Below are 15,754 nucleotides of genomic sequence, written 5' to 3'. Positions count from 1 at the left end.
CTCCCTTCGCCTAGGCGTTCTCGGCTGAGATCAGGCGCCGGCCGGGAAACGCTGTCGCGTCGTTCCGCAGCGCCGCCCGGTTGCGCCGCTTCCGCAGCCACATCAGCACGCCGGTGATCGCCAGCAGCGTGGGCAGCGCCCCGCAGAGACCGGCCAGAGCCGCCCAGACCGGGCCATGCGCGCGGCCCTGGTGCACGCGCCGCATCCAGGCGCCGATCGCGTCGCCGCGGCGTTGCGCCGGCTCCAGCGTCGTCTGTCCCGTCGCATCATCGATGCTGACCGCGTGCCGGGTTCCATCGGCGGCCTGAACCTCCAGGCGCCACGCCTTCGTGACGGCGCTGGGCACAGCAAGCAGGCGGGGTGTCTCCGGCGCAGCCGCGTCCGTCCCGAGCGCGAGGGCCCGTTCCGCCGTTAGCATCGGCTGCGGCATGAGGGGATCGCCGCCGGGACGCCGGACGGGCGGTCGCGGCGCGTCGAACGCGTTCAGGACGGCGCTGGCCTGCGGCGGGAAGGCGAGCATGATCCCGGTGAGCGCCATCAATCCCAGAGGAATGGAGATCCAGAAGCCCGCGAAGTGGTGCAGGTTGATGCTCTTCGCCGGGCCGCGCCGCCAAGCCAGGGCGCGCGCGAAGCCTCCATTGCGCGGGAACCAGAGGATCAGCCCGGTCACCGACAGCAGGAGCAGCGCCACGCCGGTCCAGCCGACGATGTCGCGGCCGGAATATTCAGGCACCATCAGGTTCTCGTGGAAGACGTGGATCTGCCCGATTAGCGAATTGCGCAGGTCCTTGACCCCCAGCACCGCGGCCGTCGCCGGGTCGAGATAGACGAGGCGGCTGGGCGGGCGCCGGTTGCCGCCCGGCTCCCCGGGCCGGCCGCTCCGGTTCGCCGCGCCGCCACCCCCGGGTCCACGCCCGTCCATCGCCGGCGCGGGTTGGAGTCGGACCACCACCGTGACCGGGCCGCCCTCTTCGTGCGGCCAGCGCAGCACGGCCGCCTGGCCGCCCACGGCCTCGCTCGCGCTGCGCAGATAGGCGTCCGCGGAACGCGCGACCGCCGCCCCGGTGGTCGCGTAGAGGCCCGGATTGAGAACCGTGTCGATCTCGTCGTCGAACACCAGGACAAGCCCGGTGAGCGAGATCGGGACGATCAGGAGCGTCAGGCCGATCCCGAGCCACAGGTGCACCTTCCGGAACACCGTACGCCAGGAAGGGAATCGTCCAAATGCCATCCGTCTCGCGCCCGCTCGGCCATTGCTGGCCGCTCTTGGGTCAAGAACGGAACGAATGCAATCGCACTATTTTAGAATCATTCGAGTACATTCTTTCCTTCGAATTATTAAAATCTAAAAATAACAGATATACCACCAAGATGTACCGTTTTATGTTGCTGTATGCGTGTGGATTAAGATACGCGCCGGAAACGTAGCCGGAGCGGACGTCTAGAATTACTATGAAGAAGCAGGAACTGATCGCCGAGCTGTTCTCGGTTGGGCAAGATGGGGCCGGCTCCGCATTCGACAATGCACCCGGACCGCGTGCGCCGGGATTGGCGCGCCTGTCGCAGGCTGCGCTCGGCGCGGCGTCCCTGGCCTTCGTGTCAGCGCCCGCCGCGGGGCAGGAGACCCTGTCGGTCGTGATGGATCAGCTCGACGTCACGACGTCGGGGCCCGCCACGGGCTCACCCTACAATCCCCGGCAACTCCAGCTTCAGCGGTTGCCGACCCCGATCCTCGATACGCCCCAGAGCATCACGGTTGTCCCGCAGCAGCTCATCCAGGATCAGCGCGACTCGACGCTCGTGGAGACGCTGCGCAACGTGCCCGGCATCACGATGTTCGGCGGCGAGGGCGGCACGCAGGGCGACAACATCAACATCCGCGGCTACTCCGCCCGCAACGACTTCTATCGCGACGGCGTCCGCGATCCGGGCTGGTACACGCGCGACACGTTCAGCATCGAGAGCGTCGAGGTGCTGAAGGGGCCGTCCTCGTTCCTGTTCGGGCGCGGCTCGACCGGCGGCGTCGTCAACGTCACCAGCAAGCTGCCGTTCTTCGCCGCCGACAAGGTCCAGATCGACGCGTCGGGCTACAGCGCCCCGGGGGCGCGCGTCACCGGTGACATCAACTCGGTTCTGGGCGACTCGGCGGTCCGCCTCGCATTTGTCGCCAACGACACCGATGTCGCCGGCCGCGACCATATCAACACCACGCGCTTCGGCGTCGCGCCCTCGATCCGGGCCAACCTGACGCCGGACGATCAGGTGACGGTCAGCTACATCTACCAGAAGGATAACAACATCCCCGATTACGGCATCCCGGTGCTGCCGGGCGCCTATTTCGGGACGTATTACGGGCAGCCGGCGCCGGTCGCGAAGAACACCTATTTCGGCCGTCTCAGCCCGGGCTTCTCCGACACCGAGCGGGTGGATGCCCATATCGGCACCCTGCAGTACAAGCACACCTTCGATCAGGATTGGAGCATCACCAATACAACGCGTTATTCGCTGATCGACCGGTTCGTGCGCGTCCGCGGTGTCCAAGTCAACGCGACGAACCTGTACGGGCAGGCGACCGGCGGCGTGCCGCTGTCCGGCGCGGCGCTGTTCATGCGCCCGCTCGGCAATCTGTACGTGAACAACACGAATGACTTCCAGAACCACACCACCAACACGCTGTTCACGAACCAGACCGATCTCGTCGGCCACGCCGAGACGTTCGGCCTCCAGCACACGCTGCTGAGCGGGATCGAGCTGAGCCAGGAGACCCGCGATCAGTATCGGACCAACATCGCGGGCGGCTCGCGCGTCAATGTCGGGTTTCCCAACCCGTATCCGGCCAGTCCGGGCACGATTCCAGCGACCAGCACGGACACGTACGCCGTCGGCGACACGGTCGGCGTCTATGCGAGCGATCAGGTCAAGATCAACCGCTACCTCGAGATCCTGGGCGGCCTGCGCTACGACGATCTCACGGTCCGCCAGCACGCCGCGACCGTCCGGTCGGGAACCTACAACGAGACCGGGCCGCTGAACGCGACCACGCCGTACGACGTCGTCAACAAGGTGCAGTTCGTCAGCTGGCGAACCGGGGCCGTCGTTCATCCGGTCGACAACGCCAGCGTCTACTTCATGTACGGAACTTCGTTCGACCCGTCGAGCGAGTACCTGACGATTACCGGCGGACAGCAGAACCTCAATCCGACGACCAACGAAACCTACGAGGTCGGCGCGAAATACGATCTGTTCGACAGTCAGCTCAGCCTGACCGGCGCCGTGTTCCAGGTAACCCAGCAGAACGCCATCGAGGCGGTCGACCAGACCAACGGCATCTACGCGACGGTCGGCACCACCCGGGTCCAGGGATTCGAGCTCGGCATCGCCGGCAAGATCACCGACGCCTGGAGCGTCTTCGGCGGCTACACCTATCTCGACGGCCGGGTCCTGAAGAGCGCCCGGAACACGGCCGGCGCCTTCGTGACGACGCCGGGCAATGTTCTCGCCAACACGCCGCACAATACCTTCTCGCTGACCAGCACCTACGTCGTCCTGCCGGGCCTGACGGTCGGCGGCAGCGCCTATTACGTCGGCGAACGGTTCACCAGCGCGGCGAATACAGCATTGGTGCCCGGTTACTGGCGTCTCGACGCGCTGGCCGTCTACAAGTTGACCGAGAGCGCGGCCCTGCAGCTCAACGTCTACAACATCGCCAATACGAAGAACTTCGAGACGGTGTCGGGCTTCGGTTCGGCCACGCCGGGTCCGGGCCGCACCTTCGTGCTCACGGCCCGCCTGACCTTCTGAGGCGGGTTCCGCCTGAGCGCTTTGCGCGCGGCGTCTCCTCCGTCAACGCGAGCGGAGCGAAGCGACCCAGGGTCGCGCGACGTCGCAAGTCGTGGCGCTCCTGGATCGCCTCGCTCCGCTCGCAAGGACGGGCGCCGCCGGCGATCCGGTCGGCCGCGGCGCACATGGACGATGTTTCATCGTCCGGACATGCGACCAAGACGGACCGGATCTATTATCTGAACATCGGATGAAGAGAGCGAATGTAGCGCAAATCATCGCATCCGACGTTCAGATGGAGATTGGACGATGACTTATCGGAAGTCTATGGCCGCGGCGCTCGTGCTCACCACCATCCTGGGCGGATCGGCCTTCGCGGCCGAGCAGGCCGCCCAGCCGAGGGCGGCCAACCAGACGGCGATCGACAAGGATGTCGGCAAGCTCTCGAAGGACGGGGCGCAGGGCTTCCGGGATCTCCAGCTCACCCGTCTGGCGATCTTCGAGGCCGATCCCGCCCAGGCCAAGGACATGATCGGCAAGGCGCAGGCGGCCTTCGCCAAGGCGAAGACCGACGACGCGGTGTTCACCAAGGCGGAGACCGACCTCAAGACGCAAGCCGCCATGGCCGGCCACAAGGCCACGGCGACCAAGAGCGAGGCCGCGCCGGCCTCCAAGACGGCGGTCGCCTGGGTGCCGGTCGATGCGCAGCTGGTCCTGGGCGACGACTTCGTGGCCACGCCCGAGAAGGCCTCGGCCGTGACCGAGGCCAACAAGAACCTCGCCAAGGGCGACCAGACGGGCGCGCTGGAGAAGCTCAAGCTCGCCCATGTCGACGTGAACTTCACCATGGCGGTGCTGCCGCTCGACAAGACGGTGACCGATATCGATCAGGCGGCGACGCTGATCGGGCAGGGCAAGTATTACGAGGCCAACGCGATCCTGAAGACGGCCCAGGACGGAATCCGCTTCGACGTGATCGACGCGGTCGCCCTGCCGCAGAAGGCCACGGCCGCCACCGCCGACAAGACGGCGCCGCAGGCCACCGGGACGGCGGCGGCGGCCAAGAGCGGTCGGTGAACGACAGCGCGCTGGCCGGCCGGTGCCGGTCAGCGCGCTGCCGAAATTCCTAGATCTGTCCTGAAATAGGAATTTGAGCTTGACACCGTCGCGCTGCTCGGCTATCAAGCAGGCACGGTCGAGACGTGTGCGGAGACGGGCGATGCCGCTCACCGGTGCCCACCCCGCCGAGACCCGCGCGGCGGCCCTGCGCCTCCTGCGCGAGACCGATCTCTCCATCGCGGCGATCGCGGCCCGGGTCGGCGCGAGCGCCCGGACCGTCTGGCACTGGAACGTGCGGGCCGGCTGGCCCAGGCCGCCGCGGCGGCGCTGGATGCTGACGGCGCGCTGGCCGGCGGCGCGCCGGGCCGCATTGCTGCGCCTGCTCGGCGCGTCGGGCGCCGATCCCGCCGACGTCGCCGAGGTGCTGGGCCTTGACCGCCCCGGCCCGGAGGCTTTGGTCTGGGCCTTCGGACCGGCGCTGGCACCGGCCGTCCGCGCGCGCCTGGACCAGCCGCCGGTCGATCCGGCAATCCTGCGGGCGCAGCTGTGCGGCCACATCGCCCGGCAGATCGCCACGTTCGATGCGGCGCTGAGCCGGGAGGCGCCGGCCTTGCGCGACTCGGCCCGGGTGCTGCGCGATCTCGGCGGGCTTAAGCGGCTGCTCGACACGGTCGGGGCGGATGGCGGGCGGAACGACGCGGGGGAGGGGAGCGATGATGGCACCGAGCCCGACCTGCCCGCCCTGCGCGCGGAGATCGCGCGACGCTATGCTGGCTTTGTCGGCGGCCGGGCGTCTGCCTGACTTTCTCGAGACCCTGCCGCCGGCGCTGCTCCGGGCGCTCGCCGGCGACTGGCTGCACCAGGCCCGGGCGGACCAGCTCCCGCCGGCCGAGTCCGAACCCTGGACCACCTGGGCGGTGATCGGCGGCCGCGGCAGCGGCAAGACCCGCACCGGGGCCGAATGGATCGACGCGCTCACCCGCGGCGATCCGGCCTTCACGCCCGAGCCGGTCGGGCGCATCGCGCTGGTGGGCGAGACGCATCTCGACGTGCGCGACGTGATGGTGGAGGGGCCGTCCGGGCTCCTCGCCTTGCCGCGCCGTGGCCGTACGCGGCCGGTCTGGTCTCCGAGCCGACGGCGGCTCGAATGGGAAAACGGCGCGGTCGCGCTCGCCTTCTCGGCGGAGGAGCCCGACGCGCTCCGCGGCCCGCAATTCGGCGCCGCCTGGTGCGACGAGGCCGCCAAGTGGCGCCAGCCGGAGGCGACCTTCGACATGCTGCAATTCGGGCTGCGCCTCGGCGCCCGCCCGCGCAACCTCGTGACCACGACGCCGCGGCCGGTCCCGCTGATCCGCCGCCTGCTCGCCGATCCGCGCACCGTCGTGAGCCGGGCGCGCACGCAGGACAACGCGCGCAATCTCGCGCCGGACTTCCTGGAACGGGTGGTCGGCCGCTACGCCGGCACCCGCCTCGGCCGCCAGGAACTCGACGGCGAGCTCATCGCCGACCGGGACGACGCCCTGTGGGACCGCGCCGCCCTGGAGGCGGCCCGGGTCGGTGCCGCACCGGAACTCGGCCGGATCGTCGTGGCGGTCGATCCGCCGGCCGCCTCGGGTGCGCGCTCGGATGCCTGCGGGATCGTCGCGGCCGGCCGGGCGGGCACACACGCCTACGTGCTGGCCGATGCGAGCTTCGCCCGCGCCAGCCCGCAGGCCTGGGCGGGGGCGGCGCTGGCGCTCTATCACCGGCTCCGGGCCGACGCCTTGGTGGTCGAGGTCAACCAGGGCGGCGAGATGGCCGCCGCCGTCCTGGCCCAGTGCGACCCCGCCGTGCCGGTGACGCGGGTGCACGCCACGCGCGGCAAGTACCTCCGGGCCGAGCCGGTGTCGCTGCTCTACGCCCGCGGGTTGGTCCACCATGTCGGGGCATTCCCGGCGCTGGAGGACGAGCTGTGCGATTTCGGCCCCGACGGCCTGTCGAGCGGGGCCTCGCCCGACCGGCTCGACGCCCTGGTCTGGGCGCTCACCCACCTGATGCTGGAGACGCGGGCGGAGCCGCGGATCCGGCGGCTCTGATCCGGGACGGTCGCGCGGCTTAAGCCGTCATCCCAGGGCCGCGCAGCGGAGCCCGGGATTCAGACCCGCCGAGGCGTCACGTTCGGGCACCGCCAGCGGTTCTGGGTTTCGGGCTCGCCTGCGGCGCCCCGGAACGACGGCGGAAACCTGAGCCCGACGGGGGCGCTGACGCCCGGGATCAGCGCCGGCGCGGCCCTAAAACAATACGGCGCGCCTCGCGGAGGCGCGCCGGAAGTCGGTTCGTGGTCTCTGGAACGAACTGCATCCTGTATACACGGTTTTTCACGCCACGCTGTGGCGGACGGGTCACGGGATCACAATACTGGTATCATTTCCCCAGTTCGGCGGTATCGGCGCGCAACAATGGCCGCGCGCTGTCATTGGCGGATAGGCCGGTCGCGCTGTCCCGAGGCGCTTCGCCCGTGATGATGGCGCGGCCTTCAGCACTCGATGCTGTCGGCCGGGCGCGGTGTCATCCGGTTTCCGTTCGAACGCTTCGGCCGAGGTGCCTCTCTCGTCATCGCGAGCGGGGCGAAGCGACCCAGGGCCGCGCGACGTCTGAGATCGGGGCGCCGACGGAACTGCTTCGCGCCGCGCGCAAGGACGGAATCGCCATCGGTTCGGCGGTCCGGAACGGCCCGTCACTCCGGCGCGGTCAGGCTCCGGAGGGCGGCGCGGATATCCGCCAGGGTTCCGACCAGGGCGTAGCAGGCGAAATCGTGGGCGCCCGCCGCGGCGTGCGCGACCGCGAAGGCGCAGCTCAGCCGGGTCGTGTCTGGGCCGCGCCGGACCGCGAAGGCGGGATGCGGGGCGTCCACCTCCTGTTCGGGCGGGTTCGGGCTCCAGAACGCCAGGGCGTGCGAGCCCTCGGGCATCGCCAGGATCACGGGACGCCGCTGATCGCCGTCGCCGGAATCGAGCCGGCTGACTGTTCCCGTGCCGCGGTCGAAGCTCCACGCCTCGGAGAACTCCGCCGGCACGGCAGCGGCAAGTGCCTCGAAGCGTGCGGCGTCGGCGGGTTCGGGCAGGTCGAAGCGCGCCTGCACCTCGACGGCGTTGCCGAGACCCGGCAGGCCGAGGCCGACCCGCTTGTGCAGGATCACGGCCTTGGCCCCGGCCGGCGTCCAGGCGAGGCGGGTCTCGGTCTCGGCCCAGCTCCGCCCGAACCGCAGGCCGGTCAGGCGCTGCGCAGCCGGCGCGCCGTCTTCCGGGCTGCCGGCCTCGCTCGCCGCGCGGCCGTCCGCGTCCGGGCCGACGGTGAGGCGCGCCTGCAGGGCGTCATCCGCCTCCGTGTCGGCGATGAAGGTGACGCCGTCCCAGGTCAGGCTGTCGACCGCCCCGGCGACGCGGCGCGCGAGGCGCAGGCTGAGGTCCGACCGGCCGAAGGGCCGCGCCAGGACCAGGGTCCCGTTGGGCTCCGGCCAGACGGGCGCGTCCCCGGCCTCCGCCGCCGTGGTGACCAAGGCCGCGAGCGCCGCCGCGAGACGCCCGCACCGGGCCGCGCGGGCGCGCGAGGGGGACCAGGACTGCATCGCGAGACCATAGCGCAGGAACGGACCGGCATGTCGACTGTCCTCGAGAAGCTGGCGCGCCTAGCGCGCCGCGCCGCACCCGGCGGCCCCGTCCTGGCCACCAAGGCCGCCGCTTCCCCGGCCTTCGCGCTCTACGCCGAGGGCCGGGCCAGCTGGACGCCCCGCGACCCGGCGGCGCTCGCCCGGGTCGGCTACCAGGGCAACCCGGTGGTCCACCGGGCCGTCCGGCTGATCGCCGAGAGCGCCGCGAGCCTGCCGCTGATCGCCACCGGGCCCGGCGCGGCGCGCGCGGCCGACCTGCTGGCGCTCCTCGCCCGTCCGAACCCGCGGGAGAGCGGCACGCACCTACTCGAGACCGTCTATGCCGACCTGCTGCTGACCGGCACGGCCTATCTGGAGGCGGTCGCGCTCGACGGGCGGGTGGCGGCGCTCCAGGCCCTGCGGCCGGGTCGGATGCGGATGCTGCCGGGGCCGGACGGCTGGCCGGTCGCCTACGTCTACACCGCCGGCGGGCGCAGCCGCCGGTTCGACCTGCCGGCGCCCGGCACGCCGGCCGTGGCGTCGATCCTGGCGCTCGCCCTGTTCCATCCGGACGACGAGACCGGCGGCCTCGCGCCGATCGAGGCCGCGGCCACCGCCCTCGACATCCACAACGCCGCGAGCGCCTGGAACAAGGCGCTCCTCGACAATGCCGCCCGGCCGTCCGGGGCGCTGGTCTTCGCGGGGGCGAGCCTGTCGGAGCCGCAATTCGAGCGCCTCAAGGCGGAGCTGGAGGCGAACTACCAGGGTTCGGCCAATGCCGGCCGGCCGCTGCTGCTGGAGGGCGGCCTCGACTGGAAGCCCCTCGCGCTGTCGCCGCAGGACATGGATTTCGTCGCGGCCAAGAACGCGGCGGCGCGGGAGATCGCCCTGGCCTTCGGGGTGCCGCCGCTCCTGCTGGGGCTCCCCGGCGACAGCACCCACGCCAACTACGCCGAGGCCAACCGCGCCCTCTACCGTCAGACCCTGATCCCGCTGGCCGCCCGCACCGCGCGGGCGCTGGCCGGCTGGCTGGAACCGGATTTCGGCCCGGTGGACCTGGAGCCCGACCTCGACCGGATCGAGGCGCTCGCGGGCGAGCGGGAATCCCTCTGGCGCCGGGTCCAGGCCGCGGACTTCCTCACGGTCTCCGAGAAGCGCGAGGCGGTGGGCTACCCGCCGGAGCGGGCGGAAGGCGTTGGGGGCTGAGGGGAACCGCTAGACTATTGGTTCGCAGTCCGATGCTTTCACCCCGTCATTCCGGGGCGCCGCAGGCGAGCCCGGAATCCAGAGCCTCGACAGCGGCCGGAGGACACGGGACGGCCGGTGTGACCCGGCTCCGTCGTGGCCCCAAACGGCGGACCCGCCCCACGCGCCTGCGGCATCCGCGCGGGCCTCCGGCAAACCGCACCGCTCCCACGATCGCCACCCGCCGAGGATCCCGCCATGGACGGCCATTTCACCGGCTATGCCAGCCTCTTCGGCGTGCCCGATCTGGGCCACGACGTGGTGGTGCCGGGCGCCTTCGCGGCGAGCCTCGCCCAGCGCGGGCCGGCGGGCGTGCGGCTGCTGTTCCAGCACGACCCGGCCGAGCCGATCGGCCGCTGGCTCACCCTGCGCGAGGATGCCCGCGGCCTCCGGGCCGAGGGCCAGCTCAACCTCGCCGTGCAGCGCGCCCGGGAGATCGACGCGCTGATGCGCCAGGGCGGCCTCGACGGGCTGTCGATCGGCTTCCGCACGCTGCTCGCCCGGCCCGGTGCGGGCGGGGCGCGCCGGCTCCATCAGGTCGATCTCTGGGAGATCTCCCTGGTGACCTTTCCGCTCCAGCCGGGGGCCCGGGCGAGCCCGGATCCCGGCGCGGATCCCCTCGTGGCGGAGATCCGCGGCCTCGCCCGTCGGATCGCCCCGTCCCGCCTGCCGGGTCCGGCACTCCGGCCCCGACGCCCCTCCTGACGACGAGGTTGACCCATGGATGCCACCACCCTGACGGCCCGCGCCGGCCTCGAGACAAAAGGCGGCCTGCCCGACCTGGAGAACAAGGCCGCCCGGCCCGAGGCCGGGCCGATGCGCTCGGCGCTGGACGAGCTCGCCACCGCCTTCGCGGCGTTCAAGGAGACGAACGAGGTGCGCCTCGGCGCGATCGAGGGCCGGCTCGGCGCCGACGTGCTCACCGAGGAGAAGCTCGCCCGTATCGACGCGGCGCTGGACGCGGCCCGCACCCGCCTCGACCGGATCAGCCTGGAGCAGGCCCGGCCGCCGCTCGGCGCGCCGCGACCGGACGCCTCCGCCCACGAGCACAAGGCGGCCTTCGACCTCTACGTGCGGGCCGGCGAGAGCGCCGGGCTCAAGCGCCTGGAATCCAAGGCCCTGTCGGCCGGCTCTGGGCCGGACGGCGGCTACCTCGTGCCGGACACGATCGAGCGCACCGTGCTGACGCGTCTCGCCCAGGTGTCGCCGATCCGGTCGATCGCCAGCGTGCAGCAGATCTCGGGCGCCCAGTACAAGCGCGCGGTCTCGGTGGGGGCGCCGGTCACCGGCTGGGCGGCGGAGACGGCGCCGCGGCCCGAGACCGCCGCGCCGGCGCTCTCGGAGATCGCGTTCCCCGCCATGGAGCTCTACGCGATGCCGGCCGCCACGCAGACGCTCCTGGACGATGCGGTGGTCGATCTCGACGCGTGGCTCTCGGCCGAGGTGGAGACCGCCTTCGCCGAGCAGGAGGGCGTCGCCTTCGTCACCGGCAACGGCGCCAGCCGCCCGCGCGGCGTCCTGAGCTACGACACGGTCGCCAACGCCGCCTGGGTGCCGGGCAAGCTCGGGTTCGTGGCCACCGGTGCGGCGGGCGCCTTCCCGTCGACCAGCCCGGCGGACGTGCTGTTCGACCTCGTCTACGGCCTGCGCGCGGGCTACCGCCAGAATGCCGGCTTCGTCATGAACCGGCGCACCCAGAGCGCGATCCGGAAGTTCAAGGATGCGGAGGGCAACTACCTCTGGCAGCCGCCGCTCGCCGCCGGCCGGGCCGCGACGCTGATCGGCTTCCCGGTCACGGAGGCCGAGGCGATGCCGGATCTCGGCAAGGACAGCCTGTCGGTGGCCTTCGGGGACTTCCGACGCGGCTACCTCGTGGTGGACCGCACCGGCATGCGCGTGCTGCGGGACCCGTACTCGGCCAAGCCCTACGTGCTGTTCTACACCACCAAGCGCGTCGGCGGCGGGGTGCAGGATTTCGACGCCATCAAGCTGTTGAAGTTCGGCTGAGCCGGTCCGTCGTCTTCGCGGAGGCTGCCGGAGCGGCCGGCTCGTCGCCACACGCTCGGGGACGGCGCTAGCCGGCGCGATCCTTCACGGTCTCGTACGCGAACGGGGCGGCGAAATAGGCGCCCCTTGCGTCCAGGGGCCAGGAGGCGCTCACCGAACGCCTGACCGGCGCCGACATCGAGAGCGGCTGGCTGAGCTTGAGGGGGCCGCCGACGGCATGCGGCGGTTCTGCGACCTCGCTCTGCGTCGGACCGGCCTGCCCCGACCGGCTGGCTCCGGACAGTTTCCGGGCCTGCTCCTGGGCACGCTCCAGGTTGGTGCGGGCGGCGACCAGACGCTCGCTGGCCTCCCGCCGGATCCGGACGGACGTGCCCGGCTGGGCCGACCGCACATCCACGGCTTCCCAATAGGCGGTCGCGGCGAGCAGCTCGGCCTGCGCCTCCTTCAGGGTCGGCACCGGCGGCGCCGGCAGCTCCGGCATCTCGCTGAGCCGCCCCTCCAGCACGGCGCGCGCGACCGTGATCTCGAATCGCCGGTCCACGCCGAACCGGGCCATCCGCTCCAGATGCGGCTCGATCATCTCCAGAAGCGGGATCGTCGGAACGACGAGTTCGTGGACGTCGCCGGCCCAACCCTGATCGCACTTTTCCCCGTTGACAGCCCAGAAGACGCCGCGGGCCGTGTAGATCCGGCCGGCCTTGATCTCGCGAAGACGCACGAAGAAGTAGCGCTCACCGTAGATCGGATCCCGTGAGCACACACAGGCCAGGCTGCCGGGAGACGCGGTCTGGTAGTAGGTCTCGAAATCCGTTTCCACTGGACGCTCGCGATCTCATGAACGGCATGACGCGGATCCGCGGCAGCGGACACGCGGTGATCGAGAGGCGTCGATGCGCGAGGCCGCGCGCCGCCGCCGACCGCGCCTGGGGCATGTCGCCTGTCGGCCCGGTTGTTCTTCAGACAAGCAGTGAAATTCGATTTCTCTGCCTCACGGCAAAGATCTCGTCGGGGTCAATACCTGGAGCGAGCTTGAGGTGCTGTCGGATGGATCGTGTCACCGATCCCTCCGTCCGATCCGTCCGCCCGCGGCGATGCTCCGCCGCGACGCCTTCGGATACGCGTTCAGACACAAGCTCGCTCAGCCATCTCCATCAATATACCGGTTTACTTGCACTATAACACGCCACTGTCAACGCAGTTCACATTATTTCTGTCAGAAACGAACTCAGATCTGTATTATTTTCGACAGAAAAATTAGCCTCAATGCTGTTTCCAGCAGAAAAGAAACTCGCGATTTTGTGGTCTTCGTACCACCGATCGGTCAGTTAGCCTGACGTGACCCATTTTCGGATTGATCAGCCACGGCATCTTCAGCAACTTTGATCACAGAAGGGTTCGGCCAAAACAGAACCCGTGGGTTGAGCGCATCAGCGCCGGCCGAACACATAATAATCATGCAGCTTTCGTGATGACGGAGCTGCGCGTGGGTCTCGCTGGCTTGGGGATTTCGATGAGGCTGTTGAAGGCATCACTTCTGTGTTCGGCCGCAGCATTTGCGGGGGCAAGTGCAGCGCAGGCCGCTGATCTGCCGGTCAAGAAGGCCGTCCCGATTGAGTACGTCCGCGTCTGCAACGCGTACGGTGCAGGATTTTTCTATATTCCCGGCACCGACACCTGCCTGCGCCTCTCGGGCCGCGCCCGCTTCGAGGGCGGCTATCAGCCGACCTACTCGCGCACGGGAACACGGAACTTCGGCGACACCGCCGGTTACCGGACCCTCGGGCGCTTCAACCTGGATGCGCGCACGCAGACCGCCTACGGCACACTCCGCGCCTTCGTGCGCCTCGATGTCGCCTCGCGCACCGGCGGCTCCTACGGCGGCGGCACCTCCGGCACCCAGCAGCGCTACGGCAACGCCTACGCGGCACTCGGCATCGACACCTTCGGCCGGGCGCAGCAATACGTGAACCTCGACAAGGCGTTCATCCAGTTCGCCGGCCTGACCGCCGGTCGCGCCTCTTCGTTCTTCGACTTCTACGCCCACGATTTCGAGTTCAACGGTTACTCGCTCGGCTCGGACACGTCCTCGACCAACCTGCTCGCCTACACGGCCACGATGGGGAACGGCCTGTCGGCGACGCTCTCCGTCGAAGACCCGACCTTCCGCCGGACCCCGGTCTTCTCGCCGCTCAGCAATACGGTCACGGCGGCGAACGGCTCAGTCACGAATTTCGGCCTGACCAACGTGCCGACCCCGATCTTCTACCGGACGGCGGCCGGCGCGCTCGCCACCAACACGGTCAACATCATCCAGGCCAACCGCATGCCCGACTTCGTCGGCGTGCTGCGCCTCGACCAAGCCTGGGGCTCGGCCCAGCTCTCGGCCGCCGTGCACGAGGTGAACATCCAGGATCCCACCGTCATCGCCGGCGGCGTGCCCGGCGCGGTGGTCACGCCCCACGCCAACAGCGTGTACGGCTGGGGCGTCCAGGGCGGCCTGAAGATCAACGCGCCGTTCATCGCGCCGGGCGACGCCCTCTATCTCCAGGGCGCCTACGCGAACGGCGCGCAGATGTATACCGGCTACTGCATGTATAGCGGCTGCGAGGCCCAGACCTCGGCGACGCTGCAGGGTCAGAAGTTCGATCAGTACTTCAACGACGCCGTGGTCAACCCGATCACCGGCCAACTCCAGACGTCCACGAGCTTCACCGCCACGGCGGCCTACCTGCACTACTGGTCGCCGGAATGGCGTTCGGCCTTCATCGGCAGCTACGGCGAGCAGAACTTCTCGTCGGCCATCCGCTACGGCCAGGGTCTGATCTTTCAGAACTTCGCGGGTATCAGCGGCTCCAACGCGATCGGCACGCCGGGCACCCGGTTCTTCCAGATCAGCCAGGCTCTGCGCGACACGTACCAGTTCTCGGTGGGTGGAAACCTGATCTGGTCGCCGGTCAAGGACCTCGATATCGGCGTGGAGGCTCTCTACACCCAGTTCGGCGTGAAGAACGGCCGCGTCATCGACAACGACAAGGATCCGACCGCCTACAGCCGCATCGCGGCGATCAATGCCGGCGGACCCGTGCGGACCATCACGTCGGACGGCGTCGAGCAGTTCCGCTTCCGCGTCCAGCGCGACTTCTGATCTCGAATCCGGACCGGTTTGTTCTCCAAAGCTTCCCGGTCCTGATGTCCCCGTGCAAGGGACTCCACTGCCCGGCCAATCGGCCGGGCTTTTTCTTGTCTCGGTCGAGGCCCCGCCCGCGGACGGGCGGGGCGGATCGACCTCAGCGCCCCGAATTGCCGTCGCGCAGGGTGCCGGTCGGCTCCTGCACGTGGGCCTCGAGGAACCACAGGTGCTTGTCCACGGCTCGGGAGATCTCGGTGAACAGGTCGGCCGTGTCCGGATCGCCGGCCTCGTCGGTCTCGTCGATGTTCTGCCGCACCGCGTTGGCGTAGGCGGCGTAGCTGTCGATCAGCGCGGCGATGTGGTCGGCGATGGCGTAGATGCCCGTCGGGTAGGCCGGGAGCTTCGTGCGCTCCGCGACCGCCTGGGTCGAGCCGAAGGCCGTGGCGCCGAGCTGCACCGCGCGCTCGGCGACGCTGTCGTTGAGTTCGTCGAGCTGGGTCCGGAACCCGTCGAGCATCTCGTGGACGCCGATGAACTGCGGACCCTTGAGGTTCCAATGGGCCTGCTTGATCGCCAGCGCCAGATCGATGCCGTCCGCCAGCCGGGCGTTGAGCGCTTCGATCGAGACCTTCTTGGCGTTGGAATCGGTGTTGTTGCGGGTCTTGTGCGTCCGCGGGGTGTTGCTGGTGCCGGTGTCGGCCATGTTCTCGCTCCGTGAGCCGGTGATTGTTCGGATGCGAAAGTGCCGATGCGGCCCCAGGTTCCCGCAGGCGCGACGGATCCACGGGATGGTGAGCGCTGCCGCACATGCGGAAGCCGCGGATTGCCGCCGCGGCGCGGGGGTGCCTCTCGGACGCCTCTCCAGGGCGGCGTACCGCTGCGGCGCACGCGAATCCGACCCGTAT

The 15,754-nt window shown here is 69.9% G+C and carries 12 protein-coding genes; 8 read left to right on the top strand and 4 right to left on the bottom strand.

Annotated elements, in window-relative coordinates; translation table 11 throughout:
• Window positions 1-10: 10 nt before the first annotated feature.
• Window positions 11-1,231 (bottom strand): PepSY-associated TM helix domain-containing protein, encoded by a 1,221-nt coding sequence (locus AC3WSN_RS19420; RefSeq protein WP_492540125.1) that lies wholly within the window; start codon window positions 1,229-1,231, stop codon window positions 11-13.
• A 221-nt stretch (window positions 1,232-1,452) separates the two neighbouring features.
• On the opposite strand from AC3WSN_RS19420, the gene AC3WSN_RS19415 reads away from it, so the two are divergent.
• The 4 genes from AC3WSN_RS19415 (at window position 1,453) to AC3WSN_RS19400 (ending at window position 6,914) form a co-directional block, all read left to right on the top strand.
• On the top strand, window positions 1,453-3,801 hold the full coding sequence (locus AC3WSN_RS19415) for a TonB-dependent receptor (protein WP_192709856.1): 2,349 nt from the start codon (window positions 1,453-1,455) through the stop codon (window positions 3,799-3,801).
• A gap of 288 nt (window positions 3,802-4,089) precedes the next feature.
• Complete coding sequence (locus tag AC3WSN_RS19410) at window positions 4,090-4,857, top strand: YfdX family protein (protein WP_492540123.1); 768 nt, start codon at window positions 4,090-4,092, stop codon at window positions 4,855-4,857.
• Between the two features lie 142 nt (window positions 4,858-4,999).
• Window positions 5,000-5,641, top strand: coding sequence for a helix-turn-helix domain-containing protein (locus AC3WSN_RS19405; protein WP_492540121.1), 642 nt, complete (start codon window positions 5,000-5,002; stop codon window positions 5,639-5,641).
• A complete protein-coding gene (locus tag AC3WSN_RS19400) occupies window positions 5,607-6,914 on the top strand; it encodes a DNA-packaging protein (protein WP_492540120.1) in 1,308 nt (435 codons plus the stop codon). Before AC3WSN_RS19405 ends, AC3WSN_RS19400 begins: the two co-directional genes overlap by 35 nt.
• Window positions 6,915-7,555: 641 nt before the next feature.
• Here AC3WSN_RS19400 and AC3WSN_RS19395 read toward each other — a convergent pair.
• Entirely contained in the window at window positions 7,556-8,446 is an 891-nt protein-coding gene (locus AC3WSN_RS19395; protein ID WP_492540118.1) for a hypothetical protein, read from the bottom strand.
• 30 nt (window positions 8,447-8,476) lie between these two features.
• Here AC3WSN_RS19395 and AC3WSN_RS19390 point away from each other — a divergent pair, with 30 nt between their 5' ends.
• The 3 genes from AC3WSN_RS19390 (at window position 8,477) to AC3WSN_RS19380 (ending at window position 11,719) form a co-directional block, all read left to right on the top strand.
• Window positions 8,477-9,673 (top strand): phage portal protein, encoded by a 1,197-nt coding sequence (locus AC3WSN_RS19390; protein WP_492540116.1) that lies wholly within the window; start codon window positions 8,477-8,479, stop codon window positions 9,671-9,673.
• Between the two features lie 237 nt (window positions 9,674-9,910).
• Window positions 9,911-10,417 (top strand): HK97 family phage prohead protease, encoded by a 507-nt coding sequence (locus tag AC3WSN_RS19385; protein ID WP_492540114.1) that lies wholly within the window; start codon window positions 9,911-9,913, stop codon window positions 10,415-10,417.
• Between the two features lie 15 nt (window positions 10,418-10,432).
• Complete coding sequence (locus AC3WSN_RS19380; RefSeq protein ID WP_492540112.1) at window positions 10,433-11,719, top strand: phage major capsid protein; 1,287 nt, start codon at window positions 10,433-10,435, stop codon at window positions 11,717-11,719.
• Between the two features lie 67 nt (window positions 11,720-11,786).
• On the opposite strand, the gene AC3WSN_RS19375 is transcribed toward AC3WSN_RS19380, so the two are convergent.
• On the bottom strand, window positions 11,787-12,536 hold the full coding sequence (locus AC3WSN_RS19375) for a hypothetical protein (protein WP_492540110.1): 750 nt from the start codon (window positions 12,534-12,536) through the stop codon (window positions 11,787-11,789).
• Between the two features lie 693 nt (window positions 12,537-13,229).
• Between AC3WSN_RS19375 and AC3WSN_RS19370 the strand changes: the two genes are divergently transcribed.
• Window positions 13,230-14,864 (top strand): porin, encoded by a 1,635-nt coding sequence (locus AC3WSN_RS19370; protein WP_192709866.1) that lies wholly within the window; start codon window positions 13,230-13,232, stop codon window positions 14,862-14,864.
• Between the two features lie 142 nt (window positions 14,865-15,006).
• On the opposite strand, the gene dps is transcribed toward AC3WSN_RS19370, so the two are convergent.
• The gene (gene dps / locus AC3WSN_RS19365; protein WP_091775184.1) at window positions 15,007-15,552 is read right to left on the bottom strand and encodes a DNA starvation/stationary phase protection protein Dps; all 546 of its coding nucleotides are present in this window, start codon (window positions 15,550-15,552) and stop codon (window positions 15,007-15,009) included.
• Window positions 15,553-15,754: the final 202 nt, after the last annotated feature.

Source organism: Methylobacterium sp. FW102-HT35C08 (assembly GCF_058790235.1).
Note: the sequence above shows the minus strand (reverse complement) of the source record. Positions and strands in the feature narration are given on the sequence as shown.